Annotated in this window: 15 protein-coding genes; 4 read left to right on the forward strand and 11 right to left on the reverse strand. The window is 68.3% G+C overall.

Translation table 11 applies throughout. The features are described from left to right. The first annotated feature begins 133 nt into the window (after positions 1-133). Positions 134-910: a 2-phosphosulfolactate phosphatase gene (locus tag NI1_RS04645; RefSeq protein WP_067814273.1), complete on the forward strand. Its 777-nt coding sequence runs from the start codon at positions 134-136 to the stop codon at positions 908-910. Here NI1_RS04645 and NI1_RS04650 read toward each other — a convergent pair. From NI1_RS04650 to NI1_RS04670, 5 genes are all read right to left on the reverse strand, one after another. Then, on the reverse strand, positions 897-1,541 hold the full coding sequence (locus tag NI1_RS04650) for a putative DNA-mimic protein (protein ID WP_067814275.1): 645 nt from the start codon (positions 1,539-1,541) through the stop codon (positions 897-899). The two genes, NI1_RS04645 and NI1_RS04650, sit on opposite strands and share 14 nt — an antisense overlap. A 46-nt stretch (positions 1,542-1,587) precedes the next feature. Then, positions 1,588-2,730, reverse strand: a complete 1,143-nt coding sequence (locus NI1_RS04655) for an FG-GAP repeat domain-containing protein (RefSeq protein WP_067814277.1) — start codon at positions 2,728-2,730, stop codon at positions 1,588-1,590. Positions 2,731-2,901: 171 nt separating this feature from the next. Continuing rightward, the gene (locus NI1_RS04660) at positions 2,902-3,288 is read right to left on the reverse strand and encodes an STAS domain-containing protein (protein ID WP_157534939.1); all 387 of its coding nucleotides are present in this window, start codon (positions 3,286-3,288) and stop codon (positions 2,902-2,904) included. Between the two features lie 141 nt (positions 3,289-3,429). Then, complete coding sequence (locus tag NI1_RS04665) at positions 3,430-4,383, reverse strand: helix-turn-helix transcriptional regulator (protein WP_169815537.1); 954 nt, start codon at positions 4,381-4,383, stop codon at positions 3,430-3,432. 37 nt (positions 4,384-4,420) lie between these two features. After that, positions 4,421-5,380, reverse strand: a complete 960-nt coding sequence (locus NI1_RS04670; RefSeq protein WP_067814283.1) for an AraC family transcriptional regulator — start codon at positions 5,378-5,380, stop codon at positions 4,421-4,423. Between the two features lie 147 nt (positions 5,381-5,527). Here NI1_RS04670 and NI1_RS04675 point away from each other — a divergent pair, with 147 nt between their 5' ends. Continuing rightward, complete coding sequence (locus NI1_RS04675) at positions 5,528-6,214, forward strand: ATP-binding protein (protein WP_157534940.1); 687 nt, start codon at positions 5,528-5,530, stop codon at positions 6,212-6,214. 171 nt (positions 6,215-6,385) lie between these two features. Here NI1_RS04675 and NI1_RS04680 read toward each other — a convergent pair whose 3' ends face one another. Further along, on the reverse strand, positions 6,386-7,801 hold the full coding sequence (locus NI1_RS04680; protein ID WP_067814288.1) for a YbfB/YjiJ family MFS transporter: 1,416 nt from the start codon (positions 7,799-7,801) through the stop codon (positions 6,386-6,388). A gap of 70 nt (positions 7,802-7,871) precedes the next feature. Here NI1_RS04680 and NI1_RS04685 point away from each other — a divergent pair, with 70 nt between their 5' ends. Continuing rightward, entirely contained in the window at positions 7,872-8,705 is an 834-nt protein-coding gene (locus NI1_RS04685) for a LysR family transcriptional regulator (RefSeq protein WP_067814290.1), read from the forward strand. 39 nt (positions 8,706-8,744) lie between these two features. Here NI1_RS04685 and pgl read toward each other — a convergent pair whose 3' ends face one another. Genes pgl through tkt form a run of 5 tightly spaced genes read right to left on the reverse strand, consistent with a single transcriptional unit; the run spans position 8,745 to position 15,225 of the window. Next, positions 8,745-9,479, reverse strand: a complete 735-nt coding sequence (gene pgl, locus NI1_RS04690) for a 6-phosphogluconolactonase (RefSeq protein WP_067814294.1) — start codon at positions 9,477-9,479, stop codon at positions 8,745-8,747. After that, on the reverse strand, positions 9,472-10,380 hold the full coding sequence (gene opcA, locus NI1_RS04695; protein ID WP_174564447.1) for a glucose-6-phosphate dehydrogenase assembly protein OpcA: 909 nt from the start codon (positions 10,378-10,380) through the stop codon (positions 9,472-9,474). Before opcA ends, pgl begins: the two co-directional genes overlap by 8 nt. After that, positions 10,377-11,942, reverse strand: a complete 1,566-nt coding sequence (zwf, locus tag NI1_RS04700) for a glucose-6-phosphate dehydrogenase (protein ID WP_067814298.1) — start codon at positions 11,940-11,942, stop codon at positions 10,377-10,379. Before zwf ends, opcA begins: the two co-directional genes overlap by 4 nt. A gap of 2 nt (positions 11,943-11,944) precedes the next feature. Then, positions 11,945-13,078 carry a transaldolase gene (gene tal / locus NI1_RS04705; protein WP_067814300.1) on the reverse strand — a complete coding sequence of 378 codons (1,134 nt, stop codon included), beginning with the start codon at positions 13,076-13,078 and terminating at the stop codon, positions 11,945-11,947. A gap of 5 nt (positions 13,079-13,083) precedes the next feature. Beyond that, positions 13,084-15,225: a transketolase gene (gene tkt, locus NI1_RS04710; RefSeq protein WP_067814302.1), complete on the reverse strand. Its 2,142-nt coding sequence runs from the start codon at positions 15,223-15,225 to the stop codon at positions 13,084-13,086. A gap of 451 nt (positions 15,226-15,676) precedes the next feature. Between tkt and NI1_RS04715 the strand changes: the two genes are divergently transcribed. Beyond that, on the forward strand, positions 15,677-16,669 hold the full coding sequence (locus tag NI1_RS04715) for a heme o synthase (RefSeq protein WP_084522544.1): 993 nt from the start codon (positions 15,677-15,679) through the stop codon (positions 16,667-16,669). Positions 16,670-16,726: the final 57 nt, after the last annotated feature.

Consider the following 16,726-nt stretch of genomic DNA (forward strand, 5'->3'; position numbering starts at 1 on the left):
ATCGAGGTCCCGTGCGGCTACAAATACGAATGACCGATCTGCCCACCCCGGTCGGGTGAGCGGCCCGCCGGGCCCTGTGGCACAGTGGCGAACCGGTGTTTTGCCGAGGCGGATTCAGGCGGAGGGGTGTGGGATGGCGGAGTTTCCCGAATGGTCGAAGCAGGGCGGGGCCGGAGTGCGTTTCGAATGGGGGCTGGCCGGGGCGCGGGCACTGGGGCCGGAAGTAGCCGCGATGGTCGTGGTGGACGTGTTGTCGTTCACGACCTCGGTATCGGTGGCGGTCGATGCCGGGACGCGGGTGCTGCCGTATCCGTGGCGCGACGGCAATGCCGGGGAATTCGCGGCGGCGCACGATGCGCGGGTCGCGGTGGGCCGCAAGGCCGTAACGGCGGAGCATCCGTGGTCGTTGTCGCCCGCCGCGCTGCGCCGCGCGCCCGTACCTGACCGCCTGGTACTGCCGTCCCCGAACGGCTCGGCCATCTCCGCGGCGGTCAGCGGAATCCCGGTCATCGCTGCCTGTCTGCGCAATGCTGCCGCTGTCGCCGACTGGATCGCCGAACAAGGGTGGGGGACCGAACAGCACCCGCTCGCGGTGATCGCTGCCGGGGAGCACTGGCCCGGGCAGCAGGTGCTGCGCCCCGCTGTCGAAGACTGGCTCGGCGCGGGAGCGGTGATCTCCGCCCTCGCCCGGCACCAGACCGGGCCGCTCGCACCGGAAGCGCGGGCGGCCGAGGCCGGTTACGACGGTATCGGCGATATTCCGGCTCTGATCCGCGATAGCGCCTCCAGCCGGGAACTTGCCGCCATCGGTTTCGCCGACGACGTGGCGATCGCGCTGGAACTCGAATCCAGCAAATCCGTGCCGGTGCTGACCGGCGGTGCTTTCGCCGACGCGCTCAGCAGAACGTGATCAGCGTGTTGTTGGCGATCGAGACGCGCGCGGATTCGTAGAGCAGGAACCAGGTTTCGCGCTCGCGGTAGAACGGATGAAGGTCGCTGTAGTCCGCCAGCCGGGCGGCTTCGGTGTCGGATAGTTCGCCATCGTCCAGTGTGATCCCGATATACGGAGCCACCTCGACGAGTTCGCGCAGCAGGCCCTGACTCGATCCCACCATGCCGCCGGGGATGGCGTCCTCGTCCTGCGGATACAGCACCGCGCCGAAATCGATCGGCACGTAGTACCCCTCGCAGTCCGAGTGGCAGATCAGGTGGGATTCGAACATGCAGGCAACCGTGTCCAGCACCGGATCGTCCGTCGGCTGTTCACCTTCGGCGACCGGGGTCAGCGGCTGGTCCGGATACTCCACGGCCCGGGCGTACGCGCGCCGGAGGTAGTGCACGAAACCATAGGGAACGCCGTTGATCTCCTCACGCGAAGTGGCCGCACCATAGGACTCCGGCTCCTCGTGAGCGGGTAGTCCTTCCGCCGCCAGCAACGCATTGAGCGCCCGCAGATCGGCCCGCATCTCTTCGCGATACTCGGGATCATCATCGTTCGCCAAGTTGTACGCGTAGTTGTGCGTACCCACCGAAAGCCCCATGTGAGCGAGGCTAACGGCGGGGTACGACAATTCGGCAACTCGGTTGCTACGAGGCGTTTTTCAGGAAGGACACGGCATTGGCCGAGCCTGCCACCACGATGTCGGTCTTGCCGTCGCGGTCGAAGTCGGCCAGGACGGGGGTCTGGGGCTGGGAGGTGACGGCGTAGTCCGCGGTGCGGGCCACGGTGCCGTCGCCGTTGCCGGAGAAGATGACCATTTTCGAGTCCAGGACCGCGGACATGGCGGCGTCGAGTTTGCCGTCACGGTCGAAGTCGGCGACCGCGATGGAGGTCGGGCCCAAGCCGGAGAAGGTGATTCGGTTCGTCTTCTTGAAGCCGCCGTTGCCGTCGGAGACCAGGACGGTGGTGGAGAAGGAGAAGGAGTCGGCGGTGATCACATCGTCGATGCCGTCGCCGTCGAAGTCGCCGGCGCGCACGTCTTCGGTGATCAGGCCGCTGGTGCTGGAGCCCTTCTTGGTGAAGCCGCCGTCGCCGTTGCCGGTGAAGACCTCGACCTGCTGGAGCAGATCATTGTTGACGGCGATGTCGATTTTGCTGTCCGCGTTGAACTTTCCGATGGTGAAGGCGGCGGCGGGGCCGGCCATCAGGGTGGAGGGGCCGGATTTGAAGGTGCCGTCGCCGTTGCCGAGCCAGGTTTGCACACCGGCGGGGATGAGGCTGAGCAGGTCGGCTCTGCCGTCGCCGTTGGTGTCGGTGACGATCACTTCCTGCTGCGCGCCTTCGAGGGTGGTGTATTTCTGGCCGACCTTGAAGGTGCCGTCGCCGTTGTTGAGGAAGACGGCGATGGTGGTCCAGGCCTGCGCGACCACGTCGATCTTGCCGTCGCCGTTCAGGTCGCCCGCGCCGACCGCGCCGAAACCGTTGCCGACCGAACCGACCCGGGTGCCGGTGCCGAAGGTGCCGTTGCCCTTGCCCGCCATCATGATCGGGCCGTCGCCACCGAAGTCGGCGGCCACGATATCGGGGATGCCGTCGCCGGTGAAGTCCGCGCCGACGGTGCCGATGGGGGAGGGGCCGGGACCCCAGGACGGGAACGATCCACCGGAGGGGGAATCGACCTTGGGGGAGAACGCGATATGGCCCGCGGCCTGCGCCGTGCCCGGCAGGGCGAGCACGACGGCGGCGGCCGCGACGAGAGCGAAACGGGGACCGGAAATGCGACTGTGCATAGCTGTTCCTCAGTGGGGTGACACCACCGTGCGGTGGTGGCCACGGACTCTAAGGCACCTGTGAACAGGAATTATTCGGGTTCGACGCAATTCGGCCGATTGTCGGTACATGATCGTTCCGATCGTGCAGAGTGCCAGCCCCGGCCACGCCGCCCTGCCGCACCGAGGTGATCAGAGCCGACCGTCACGTACGGGTGTATGCCGCAGCTGCTCCAGCCCGGTGATCGCCAGCACCCGCCGCACGGCCGGTGAGATGCGATCCACCGTCACCGTTTTGGAGTGCCGCTGTGCGGTGTCGTGGAGCCGGGACAGCACGCGCAGCCCGGCCGCGCCGAAGAAGGTCACCCCGGTCAGATCGATCTCCACGGTCTCGGTGGTGTGATCGATGAGAGCGCCGATGACCGCCGAGTAGAGCTGATCGGCGGTGGCGCAATCGATCTCGCCCATGCAGATGGCCGTCGAACGCATGTCCTCGCGCTGGACGAGCACCGAAAGCGAATCCATCGGCCGCATCGACGACCGGTTCGAAGGTTCGGGAAGCTCACGGGAAGAACTCACGGCATCACCTCGTCAGCCGTCCGGAGCGGATCGAAACAGGGGCACATGGGTGCCCCGCGCTGTATCCATCCCATCGAATCCGTGCGGGCGGCGCTAGCGGCGGGAACGAACGGCGCAGGCACGAAAAGCGAACGCCGTGGATCAATCGCCGCGCAGGGTCTGTGCGGGGTATTCGCCATAGGTCGCGAAGTAGTGGGCGGCGAACCGGCTCGGCCGCAGATATCCCCAGCGCGCCGCCACCGCGGTCACGGTGACATGATCGCCCGGCCCCGCCGCCCGCAGCTCCTCGCGCGCCCGATCCAGCCGCACCCGGCGCAGATAGTGCATGGGGGTGGTGTCCAGATGCCGCCGGAAGGTCAGCTGCACGGCGCGCGGGCTGACATTGCAGGCGCGCGCGATATCGGCGACGCTCAGATCCAGATCGGGATTGGTTTCGATGAACACGGTCGCGCGCCGCAGCGTGGAGCGGGTGGCGTCGGTGCGATCGCCGGTCGCCGCCTCCGGCGCTTCGGAGCTGGTGGTGAGCAGGGCGGTGGCCAGCAGCCGGCCCGCATTGCCGACGAGCAGCGCGCCGAGGTCCGAGTCGTCCACTCCGGCAAGCGATTCGGTGAGGTAGTCCACCGAATGCTGCCAGAACCGTGCGGCGGCGGGTGGCAGCCGGCCGTAGTTCAGGCGATCCAGCAGCGCTGCCGGCGGGCCGATGTGGCCGGCAGCCTGCTGTAGCACCGCGACGTCCAAACCGACCACTTGAACATGGGTGCCGTGCAGGGTCGAGGCGTGCGGTTGATGAGGGTGGGCGGCCAGGAACACTTCGCCCGGGCCGTAGTGCATGCGGTGCGTGCCGGTGTCGTACTCCAGGGTGCGGTCCAGGATTCGGCATACGGCCAGGCAGCCGACGGGTTCCTTGCGGTAGCCGGTGGTGAGGGTATGGCGCACGGTGTCGAACCGCACCGGCCCGATGTCGTAGCGGTCGAGCTCGAAACGGAAGGCCGTGGGATCACCCGACACCCGCAGCTCGGTGCCGCCGAACGTCTTCGTGAGGAACTCCCGGGCTTGCTCGGGGTCGGTGGTGCTGAACGCGCTCCGTACCGGCATCCCGGGCATTCCTCTCGATCTCTCGCTGCGTATCCGATCAGTGCCTGTGCAGGGTCTCTTCCGGGTGTTCCCCGAATTGCCGGCGGTACCACACGGCGAACCGGGCGGCGTGCGGAAAACCCCATCGTGCGGCCACTTCGGTGATGTCAACCCCGGTGGTGGGATCGCTCCGGCGTAGTTCGTCGCGGACGGCGGCCAAGCGTATCGAACGCAGATAGGCCATGGGGGTGGTGTCGAGGCGGCGTCGGAAGCCCTGCTGTACCGCGCGGGCGCTCACCCCCGCGGCGGCCGCGATATCGGAGGTGGTGATCGGTTGTGCCGCATGCGATTCGATGAACTCCATGGCGCGCCCGACCGTCGCCGGCGACATCCAGCCCGCGCCCGGGCGATACGAGGCGGTCATGGTGGAGTTCGGGAAGGTCGCCAGTGCCGAACGGGCGATCATCTCCTCGGCCGCCGCCTGGACCAGCGGGTGTGCCAGCGGGGAGTCCTCGAGCAGTAGCTGGCGGTGGGTGAAGCGGGTGAGAGTCCGCCATTGCCTGGCTGTTTCGGCCGAGAGCGGGGCCATGCCGTGGAAACGCAGCGGGCCGGGTGCGCCGGAGTCGGCGGCGACCCGGGCCACGGTCTGGAAAGGGATCTTGACGACGGCGGCCCCGATATCGGCCCAGCTCGCCCACACGCCGGCCTCGGCGGGGAAGCGGGCCACGTCGCCGTGGCGCAGTCGCAACGCCGTGCCGCCGGAATCGAATTCGATACGACCGCAGAGGGTGGTAAGGGCCATGAACCAATCATTGGGCGGCATATGGCCGCGGGTGGCCATGGTGTGCCGCACCTCTGAGGTACCTACCGGTCCGGCTGTTCTGGAACACACGTGAAAAGCAATGCTCGCGGCCGCGCCGATGAAAACGATCGGTTTGTCGGTCGCGTAGATCTGATTCAGCACCCGATGCGCGACGTCGGGGTCGCGTGTGGTGAGCTCCAACGCCTGAACGGACATGCCCGCACCGCGATTCGATCGAATGCCGAATGGGTATCGATAGTGCGAGACCAGGGTGACACATCGTCGTCGCACCCGGCACCGATACGGCGCGGAACAGGGGTTGGTGCAATGCGGTACGACGGGAGTTGGATCGAGGGAACCACGGTGGTCGTCGCTTCTGCGGCCGGCCCCGGACTCGCCTGGCAGCAAGCCATTCGCTACCTGCCCAGTATCGACACGCCCGATATGCGCGACTGGCTCGATCGGCAGGCCGTCGGCCGTGACGGCGCGGTGGTCATGCCGGTCGCCGAAGGCTCCGGACTGCCCGCCGTACCGCACCGCGAAGTCTGTGTGCCCCCACACGAATTCGCCGTCTTCGCCATCGCCGTCACCGACCAGGCCATGGCCACCGCCGCCCTCGGCGACCCGCAACTACGCCCCGACACCGACGGTGCAAGCCCCCAGCGCCGCGCCGGCCTGGATCTCGCCCCCACCGCCGACTGCGCCCAGCGCGCCCGCCGCTTCGTCGACCAGGTCTGCGACGACTGGGGCCTGCCCTGGATGATCGGCCCCGCCCGCCTGGTCGCCACCGAACTGGTCGAGAACGCCTACCTGCACGCCCACTCCGACGACGACATCGGGCTGCGCCTCGAACTCCGCGACCGCGACCTCACCATCGCGGTCACCGACGCCGACTCCTACCCCGCCACCCTGCACGCCGCCGACCCCCGCCGGACCGCCGCCTACGGCCTGCACCTGGTCGACCACCTCGCCGCGGCCTGGGGCTGCACCCGGCAATGGCAAGGCGGCAAGGTGGTGTGGGCGGGGCTGCCCACCCGAGCGGACGCCTGAGCCGTCACGATCTCGCCTTGCGAACGCCGCGCACCGAACGCGGCGACACAGCCGCCACCCAGCCCCCGAGCGAGCCCCGCCGAACCAGGACGCCGAGGTGTGGTCGCATCACTTCGGGAGATCAGGCCGTACGGTAGCGCGAGCAACTGCCCGGGCGAACGGTGTTCGCTGCTACCGAGATTCGGGTGAGACCAGGCTGCGGCCTCGGACAGCGAACGCTGCGGTGGCCGCGAGGACGAGGATCACCGCGGCGATGCCGAAGGCCAGGGAGTAGCCGGAACCGAGCGCTGGGGCCACCACCAGCGGGCCGAGCATCTGGCCGAAACCGTAGACCGCGGTGAGGGTGGCGGCGGCGCGGGCGCCGGCCAGATCGGTGCCGATCTCGATGGACAGCATGGTGATTCCCATGAAGGTCGCGCCGAACAGCGCCGCCGAGACGATCGCGGCACCCGTGCTCGCGGACCACATGGGCAGGGCCGCCGATGCGGCTTGCAGTAGCAGCGCGATCACCAAAGCCGTTCGCGGCGACCAGCGCTGCGCCGCCGCACCCCACAGGACGGTCGCCGGAATCGCCGCTACACCCGCGATCACCCATACGCCGGTACCCAACTGCTGCCCGCCGGTCTCCTTCACCGCCGCCACCAGGAAGGTGCCGATCACGATGTATCCCAGACCTTCCAAGAAGTAGGACACGAGCAGTGCTCGCCATCTGGTTGCGGCGGAAGCGGTCGCGTCCGGTGTCTCGCGCGCCGCATCCGCCCGCGTCCGCCCATCGGCGGATTCCGTTGCGGTGCCGCCGCGTAACTCATGCTTCCGCGAACTGCCGACGTGCCGGGGTTCCGCTGCTGTCCCGCCTGTCCAGGTGCGGGCAGACCCGGTTGTCAAAATGCGGGTACCCGCCGAGCTGCCGGTAGGCGGCGGTGCGGAGCTGCCGAGGAGCGTCGCTGCCGAGCGATGCGGGTCGATCGATGCTCGCGCGTGGTGTGCCGCGTGAGCGGACGCCGTCGACGACGCGCTTTCGGCGGTGGCGGGCCGGACTGTCCGGTAAGCCGGGAACAGGAGGAGGGCCGTAAGGGCCGCCGCGCCGAGCCAGAGGGCGTGCCAGGAGGCGATCGAGTTCAGACTGAGGGCGAGCAGCCCGCTGAGGGCGATGCCCGCGCCAACACCGGCGAAGACGATTCCGGCTGCGCGCCTGCGGTTTTCGTGGCGGGCGGCGACGCCCGCGCAAGCGATGAAGATGATCGCGCTGGCGGCTCCGGCGGCGAAACGGAGCACCGCGAGGACAGCGGAGGGAGCGGGGCAGGCCATGAGAGCTTCACTGAGCACCAGAACCAGGGCGGCGGCGCGGAAGAGGTTGCGGCTGTTCCATTCCGGGCGCCGGGCCAGGGCCACCGCGCCGGCCAGGTAACCCGCGTAGTTGGCAGCGGCGATGACCGCGCCGGTGTGGGCGTCCAGGCGGCCGGCGTCGATGAGAACCGGCAGCAATGGGGTGTAGGCGAAGCGGCCGATGCCCATGGCGGCGGCGAGGCCCGCGGCCGCCGTGTAGGCCGGGGCGAGGCTCTGCCGGCGGACATCTGCGGTGATCATGCCGTTCGACGTTACGACGCGCCGAGGGGGGCGTGAAATGCTTCCTGTGCGGGATGCATACGCTGGACGTATGGATGTGGAGTTGCGGCACCTGCGCGCGTTCATCGCGCTGTGCGATGAGGGCAACTACACGCGCACCGCGCAGCGGCTGCATTTGACCCAGCCGTCGCTGACCCGGACGATTCAGCAGCTCGAACGGATCCTGGATTGCCGGTTGATCGAACGCAGTGCGCGCCGGTTCGAGATCACCGACACCGGGTCGGAGTTTCTGGCGCAGGCGCGGCGGATCGTCGCCGATCTGGATGCCGTGTGCTCGGAGATTCAATTGCGGGCGACGGTGAGGGTGGGCTTCTCATGGCTGTTGCCCGATGCCTGGTTCGCCGCGGCGCGCACCCGGTTCGAGGCGCTGGGCGGGCGGGTGGAGATCCTGCGCGTGGATGATCCGATCGCCGCGCTCGCCGCCCGGACCATCGATATCGCCTTGTACCGCAAACCGATTCGGCTCCCGCGCGGGTTGAACTCACGGCGCATCGCCACCGAGCAGCGGGTACTCGCGGTATCGGCGAACTCGCCACTGGTGCGGGCGCGGGAGTTGTCCTGGAGCGACCTGGCCGAGTATCCGCTGGTGGTCAATACGGTGTCCGGCACCACCGATCAAACATCCTGGCCCACACCGGATCCTGGCCGCCGGATCGTCACCTGCACCAACTTCGACGAGTGGATCGAATTGGTTGCCGCCGATCGCGGCATCGGCGCGGTGCCGGAGCTGGCGCGCAGCCGGGCACCTCATCCGGGCGTCGTCTACCGCGAGGTCCCGGACGCGCCGCCCTCGCACCTGTACCTGGCTTGGCGCACCCAGCCCGCGCCGTCCCGATCGATCCGGGAGTTCCTCGAAACGACCTGAGCCCGGACGGAATCCGGGCTCAGGCGTCGATTCGAGAGGTCAGCGCGGCAGATCCGCCGCCGCACCCTCGTCCAGCAACCACGTCGTGGTCTCGCTGCCGATGGCCCCGGCGGCCGGAATATCCAGCGGCGAAGCACCATTGAGCGCCGCGGCCACCGCGGCCGCCTTCGCCTCGCCGGACACGATCAACATCACGTGCCGCGCCTTGCGAATCGCGGGCAGCGTCAAGGTGATCCGCACGGCCGGCGGCTTGGGTGAATGCGTCTCCGCGACAACGAGTTCGTGCTCCTCGCGGGTGGCATCGGTGTGCGGGAAGAGCGAATTGATATGTCCTTCACCGCCCATGCCCAGCAGATGCACATCGAAGGCCCCGTGCTCGGCGAGATGCGCGTGCACCGTCGCCAGGTACTCGCCCGCCGCTTCCAGCGGATCCGGGTAGTCCCCGCTCGAGGTCTCGGTCGGATGCACTCGCGCCGGATCGACCGGCACATGATCCAGCAGCGCTTCCCGCGCCTGGAGTTCGTTGCGTTCCGGATCCCCGCTCGGCACGAAACGCTCGTCACCCCAGAAGATATCGAGCTTGCCCCAGTCGATATCACCCGGCGCCTTGCGCACCCATTCCAGCAGCCCGATCCCGGTCCCGCCGCCGGTGAGCACCACCGACGCCGACCCGCGCAACCGCTGTGCCTCCACCACCTGCGCGACGAACCGCGCGGCCGCGGCCTGCACGAGCTCCTCCTGGGTGGCGAAGGTTTCGACGGCGGCGTTACTCATAGGTCACCCTTTCGAGTCCGGTGAGCGCCTCGGCATAGATGTCGTCGGCGTCCAGGTGGCGCAGTTCCTCGGCCAGGCAGTCGCGAGTCTCCCTGCGCGCCAGGGCGAATCGCTGATCGGGTTCGCCGGTGCGGGTCAGGGTGGCGGTGCGCCCGTGCTGCGGCCGGGCGATCGAGATCGACACCGTCGGCCGCGACATCTCCACCTTGAGCTCGCCGGTGCGCCGCACCACCGGGCAGTCCAGCCGGGCGGCCAGCCAGCCGGCCAGCATGTCCAGGGCCGGTTCGTCGCGCAGACCCGAGATCGTCACGGACTCGACGGGTTCGAACGGCGCTTCGTCCAATGCCGCCGCCAGCAGCGCCCGCCAATAGGTGATCCGGCTCCACGCCAGATCGGTATCGCCGGGCGCGTACGAGCCACGCCGCTTCTTGATGGTGGATTGCGGATCCGGCGCGAAGGTGGCGTCGGTGATGCGCCGGGTCGCCAGCCGTCCCACCGAATCCTTGGACGGGAAGTCCGGGGCTCCACGCGGCCACCACGCCACCACCGGGGTGTCGGGCAGCAGGAACGGAATCACCACGCTGGATTCGTGCGCGACCAGATCGCCTTGCAACCGCAGCACTATCACCTCGGCCGCACCGGCGTCACCGCCGACCCGGATCTGGGCATCGAGCCGGGTGGCCGACTTGCGGTCCCCACGCGCGAGCACTATGACCCGGCAGGGATGTTCCCGGCTGGCGTCGTTGGCCGCGTCGATGGCGTCTTCGGCCTCGGAGCTGTCCAGGGTGCACACCACCAGGGTGAGCACCCGCCCCATGGTCACCACGCCATTGGCCTCGCGCAGCTGCACCAGCCGCTTGGACACCTCGCGGGTGTCGGTATCGGGCATGTCGATGATCACGGCCGCCGCCATTCCCGCCCGCTGCGCGCGAGCATCTCATCGGCCGATTCCGGGCCCCAGGTGCCCGCCTCGTACGGGTCGGGTCGTCCGTTCTCGGCCCAGTGATCGAGCACGGGATCGAGGATCTGCCAGGACAATTCGACTTCGTCGTTGACCGGGAAGAGCGACGGCACACCCAGCAGCACATCCAGGATGAGCCGCTCGTACGCCTCGGGGGAGTCCTCGGTGAACGCTTCGCCGTAGCTGAAGTCCATGTTCACATCGCGCACCTCCATCGACGACCCGGGCACCTTGGACCCGAATCGCATGGTGATGCCCTCGTCCGGCTGCACTCGGATGACCAGCGCGTTCTGCCCGAGTTCCTCGGTCATGGTCTGGTCGAACGGCAGGTGCGGGGCGCGCTTGAACACCACCGCGATCTCGGTGACGCGGCGGCCCAGCCGTTTTCCGGTGCGCAGATAGAACGGCACACCCGCCCAGCGCCGCGTCTCCACCGCGAGGGTGATGGCGGCGTAGGTCTCGGTCTTGGAGTTGGGATCGAAGCCCTCCTCCTGCAACAGCCCCACCACCGGTTCACTGCCCTGCCAGCCGGTCGTGTACTGACCGCGCGCGGTCGTCTCGTCCAGGGGCGCAACCAGTTTGGTCGCCGAGAGCACCTTGATCTTCTCGATCTGGAGCTGCTTGGGCTGGAAGCTCACCGGTTCTTCCATGGCCGTCAGCGCCAGCAGCTGGAGCAGATGGTTCTGGATGACGTCGCGGGCCGCGCCGATTCCGTCGTAATACCCGGCGCGACCACCCAATCCGATGTCCTCGGCCATGGTGATCTGCACATGATCGACATAGTTGGCGTTCCAGATCGGATCCCACAGCTGGTTGGCGAAGCGCAGCGCCAAGAGGTTCTGCACCGTCTCCTTACCCAGATAGTGGTCGATGCGGAACACCGACCGCTCCGGGAACACCCCGTTCACCAGGGCATTGAGCTCCCGAGCGCTGTCCAGGTCGTGCCCGAACGGCTTCTCGATCACCACGCGCCGCCACGGTTTCGGCTGTCCCGGACCGGTATCGGCGGACTGTGCCAGCCCGTTCTTGGAGAGCTGTTCGAGCACCACCGGGAAGGCGTCCGGCGGAATCGACAGGTAGAAGGCGTGATTGCCGCCCGTCCCGCGATCCCGATCCAGGTCCTTGAGGGTGGTGGCGAGCTTGTGGAAAGCCTCGTCGTCCTCGAAACTGCCCTGCACGAAACGCAATCCCTCACGCAGCTGCTGCCACACCTCGTCCCGGAAGGGGGTGCGGGCCGAACCGCTGATCGATTCGTGCACGAGTGCCGCGAAGTCCTCGTCGGACATATCGCGGCGGGCGAACCCGACCAGTGCGAAGCCTGGGGGCAGCAGCCCCCGGTTCGCCAGGTCATAGATGGCCGGCAGCAGTTTGCGCCGCGACAGGTCACCGGTCACCCCGAATATCACCATGCTGCACGGTCCCGCGATATGGGGAACCCGGCTGTCCCGCCCGTCGCGGAGCGGATTGCCCGTCGTGACCGTTGTCGCCGCGCCGGAAGCCACCGTCAGTTGCCCCCCGCCGCCTGGAGCTGTTCGGTGCTGGCCACGAGCAGCTCGTCCCAGGACTTGACGAACTTGTCGACGCCCTCGGTCTCGAGCACCCCGAACACGTCGTCCAGGTCGATGCCGACCGCCACCAGCTGATCGAAGACCGCCTGCGCCGCCTCGGCCTTGCCGACGGCCGCGTTCGGCACGATCTCGGCGTGGTCGGCGACGGCCTCGAGGGTCTTCTCCGGCAGCGTGTTCACCGTGTTGGGCGCGACCAGTTCGGTCACGTACATGACATCGGAGTACTCGGGGTTCTTCACACCGGTGGAGGCCCACAGCGCGCGCTGCTGGTTGGCCCCGCCCGACGAGCGCAGCTTGGCGTACGTCGAAGTGTGTGCGCCGCCGTCGAATACGTCCTGGTAGGCCGCATAGGCCAACTGCGCGTTGGCGATTCCGGCCTTGCCGCGCAGGGCGAGCGCTTCGTCCGTGCCGATGGCCTCCAGCCGCTTGTCGATCTCGGTGTCCACGCGGGAGACGAAGAACGAAGCGACGGAATGGATCTGGGCCAGATCGTGCCCGGCGACCTGGGCATTGCGCAGGCCATCGAGGTAGGCGCCCATGACCGAGCGGTAGCGGTCCACCGAGAAGATCAGCGTCACGTTCACGCTGATGCCCTCCGCGATCACCCGCGTGATGGCCGGCAGCCCGGCCTCGGTGGCGGGGATCTTGATCAGCAGGTTCGGGCGGTCCACGATCTTCCACAGCTCGATGGCCTGCGCCACCGTGCCGTCGGTGTCGAAGGCCAGCCGCGGATCGACCTCGATGGAGACGCGGCCGTCCACGCCCTTGGACGCGGCGAACACGTCGGCGAACAGATCGCAGGCGTCGCGCACGTCATCGGTGGTGATGGTCTTGACGGCGGTGTCGACGTCCGCGCCCTGCGCGGCCAGCTCGCGCACCTGCGCGTCGTAGTCGTGGCCCTGCGCGAGAGCCCCCTGGAAGATGGTCGGGTTGGTGGTGACGCCGACGACATTGCGGGTGTCGATCAAGCCCTTCAGATTCCCGGACTTGATGCGACCGCGCGAGAGGTCGTCCAGCCACACCGAAACCCCGGCGGCCGACAGGGCCGCGGTGTTCGAGTTCTGGGTCATGGAAATTATCCCTTCACCTTGGCAAGCGATCGGGTGGCAGCGGCGACGACGGCGTCGGTGGTGATGCCGAACTCGCGGAACAGCGTCTTGAAGTCCGCCGAAGCGCCGAAGTGCTCGATGGAGACGTTCTCACCGTTGTCCCCGGTGAAACGCTGCCACGGCATGGCGATTCCGGCTTCGACCGTGACCCGGGCCTTGACCGAGGGTGGCAGCACCTGGTCGCGGTAGGACTGCTCCTGCGCGTCGAACCACTCCACACACGGCATGGACACCACGCGGGTGCCGATGCCCTGTGCCTCGAGCGTAGCGCGCGCCTCGACCGCGAGCTGGAGCTCGGAACCGGTGGCGATCAGGATCACCTGCGGTGTGGCGGTGGAGGATTCGGCCAGGATGTAGCCGCCCTTGGCGACGCCCTCGTAGCTGGTGCCCTCCTGGATCGGCAGGTCCTGCCGGGTCAGGGCCAGCGCGGACGGGCCGTCCTGATGCGGCGGCTCGGAGACCAGGAAGTGCGAATGCCGTTCGGCGCTATCGCGTTCCAGGATGACGCGCCAGGCGTAGGTGGTCTCGTTGGCGTCGCCGGGGCGGACCACGTTCAGGCCCGGGATGGCGCGCAGTGCGGCCAGGTGCTCGATCGGCTGATGCGTCGGGCCGTCCTCGCCCAGGCCGATGGAGTCGTGGGTCCAGACGTAGGTGACCGGGGTGCGCATGAGCGAGCCCAGGCGCACGGCCGGACGCATGTAATCGGAGAACACCAGGAAGGTGCCGCCGTACGGACGGGTCGGTCCGTGCAGCGCGATGCCGTTCATGATCGCGCCCATGGCGTGCTCACGCACACCGAAGTGCAGGGTGCGGCCGTAGGGCTGCGCCTTCCAATGGCCGGTGGAGATCTCCTCCGGGCCGAAGGACGGCTGGTTCGGCATGGTGGTGTTGTTCGACTCCGCGAGGTCGGCCGAGCCGCCCCACAGCTCCGGCAGCACCGGCGCGAGCGCCGCGAGCACCTGACCGGACGCCTTACGGGTGGCCATCGCCTTGCCCGGCTCGTGCACGGGCAGCACATCGGCCCAGCCCGCGGGCAGGCGGCGCTCCTGGAGGCGATCGAAGAGCGCCTTGTGCTCAGGGTTGGCGACGGCCCAGGCGTCGAACTGCTCCTGCCAGGCGGCGCGGGCGGCCTTGGCGCGCTCGGCGGCCTGGTTGCGGGTGTGGCCGATGACCGCGTCGCTGACCTCGAAGGTCTGCTCGGGATCGAAGCCCAGGATCTTCTTGGTGGCCGCGACCTCGTCCGGGCCCAGCGCCGCACCGTGCGAGGCGCCGGTGTTCATCTTGTTCGGGGCCGGGTAGCCGATGATGGTGCGCAGCAGGATGATCGACGGCTTGTCGGTGACGGCCTTCGCCTCGGCGATGGCGGCCTCGATGCCGGCGACGTTCTCGCCGCCCTCGACGACCTGCACATGCCAGTCGTAGGCGCGGTAGCGCGCGGCCACATCCTCGGTGAACGCGATCCGGGTGTCGTCCTCGATGGAGATCCGGTTGTCGTCGTAGAACAGGATCAGGTTGCCCAGCTGCTGGGTGCCGGCCAGCGAGGACGCCTCGGAGGTGACGCCCTCTTCCATATCGCCGTCGGAGGCGATCACGTAGATGAAGTGATCGAACGCGCTCTCACCCTGCGCCGCTTCGGGATCGAACAGACCGCGCTCGCGCCGCGCACCCATCGCCATGCCGACCGCCGACGCCAAACCCTGGCCGAGCGGGCCGGTGGTGATCTCGACACCGTCGGTGTGCCGGTACTCGGGGTGGCCCGGGGTGAGCGAACCCCAGGTGCGCAGGCTCTTCAGATCGTCGAGCTCGAGGCCGATACCCGCCAGGTACAGCTGCACGTACTGGGTGAGGCTGGAGTGCCCGCACGACAGGACGAACCGGTCGCGGCCCACCCACGACGGGTCGCTCGGATCGAAACGCATCACGCGCTGAAAGAGGGTGTACGCCAAGGGCGCAAGGCTCATCGCGGTGCCCGGGTGGCCGTTGCCGACCTTCTGCACCGCGTCGGCGGCGAGCAGCCGGGCCGTGTCGACGGCTCTGGTGTCCAGTTCGGTCCAGTCGGTGGGGTGGTTCGGCTGAGTGAGCGCGCGGATGTCGTCTGTGACTGACACGACCGAGGTTCTCCTGACCTTTTCGGCAACGATGCGGTTGTGGGCGGCGGGGTGATTCGCTGCGGGTGATCTCGGCGCGACACGCGCACCGATCTACCCCACCACCCTAAGGGTGTGTGATTCCCGACCATGCGGGAACCCGTGTTCACCGGCCGTCGTGTCGTATTTCCGTGTCCCGCCGTGTCCTGTTCACGACCGGTTCGTGACTGTTCGGGGGCCGCGCCGCGACACTCCCGGCGGGTGTTGCGCGCGTCACCGCGGGCGTCGGGCTGCCGCCATCGCGAATCATGGCGTGGGCGAATCGAACCCGGGCCTGGTCCGGAGCACCCTCACCGGGGGTCTACCATGCTTTGTAGTAGTGGCCGCGCCGCAGCGTTTCTCACTGAGTAACCGGCAGAGCGCGCCGCTGTTCCAAACCGGATCAGACCTGCGTGGCGTGCGAGGAGAGACAGTGCGAGTTGGGCAACAGCCGGGTGGCGCTCATGGCTCCTCCGGGACGGTGCTGGCCGACCGCGTCACGGGTAGCGGGCCGCTGTCGGTCGCGACGCGGCGGGTCCTGGCCTATATCGCGCTGACCAAACCCCGTGTCATCGAACTGCTGCTGGTCGCGACCATTCCGACCATGCTGCTGGCCGATCGCGGCAATGTCGACATCCGGCTCATCCTGGTCACCCTCTTCGGTGGCTGGATGGGCGCGGCCTCGGCCAACACGCTGAACTGTGTGGCCGACGCCGATATCGACAAGGTGATGAAGCGGACCTCCAAGCGCCCGCTCGCCCGCGAAGCCGTCCCCACCCGCAATGCCTTCGTCTTCGGCGTGACGCTCGGCGTGCTCTCCTTCGCCTGGCTCTGGTGGCAGGCCAACCTGCTCTCCGGTGCGCTGGTCGTGGCGACCATCCTCTTCTACGTCTTCGTCTACACCCTCGGGCTCAAGCGCCGCACCTCCCAGAACGTCATCTGGGGCGGCGCGGCCGGCTGCATGCCCGCCCTGGTCGGCTGGTCCGCGGTCACCGGCAATATCGGCTGGCCCGCCATCGTGCTGTTCCTGGTCATCTTCTTCTGGACGCCGCCGCACACCTGGGCGCTCGCCATGCGCTACAAGGAGGACTACAAGGCCGCGGGCGTCCCCATGCTCCCGGTGGTGGCCACCGAGCAGGTGGTGACCAAGCAGATCGTCATCTATACCTGGCTGACGGTGCTGGCCACGCTCGCCCTGGTTCCCGCCGCCGGCGTCATCTACGCCGCGACCGCTCTGGTGGCGGGCGCGTGGTTCCTGCTCATGGCCCATCAGCTGTACTCGGGTGTGCGCAAGGGCGAATCGGTCAAGCCGCTCCGCTTGTTCCTCCAGTCCAACAACTACCTTGCCGTCGTCTTCTGCGGGCTGGCGGTCGACGCGGTCCTCGGCTGGAACACCATCGGCCACACCGTCTTCGGCTGGAGCTGATCGCACCGGCGTAGTCGCCGGAAAACCGCCGCCCCGTCCTCGAGACGGGGCGGCGGT

This window comes from Nocardia inohanensis NBRC 100128, assembly GCF_001612945.1.
Lineage (GTDB): Bacteria > Actinomycetota > Actinomycetes > Mycobacteriales > Mycobacteriaceae > Nocardia > Nocardia inohanensis.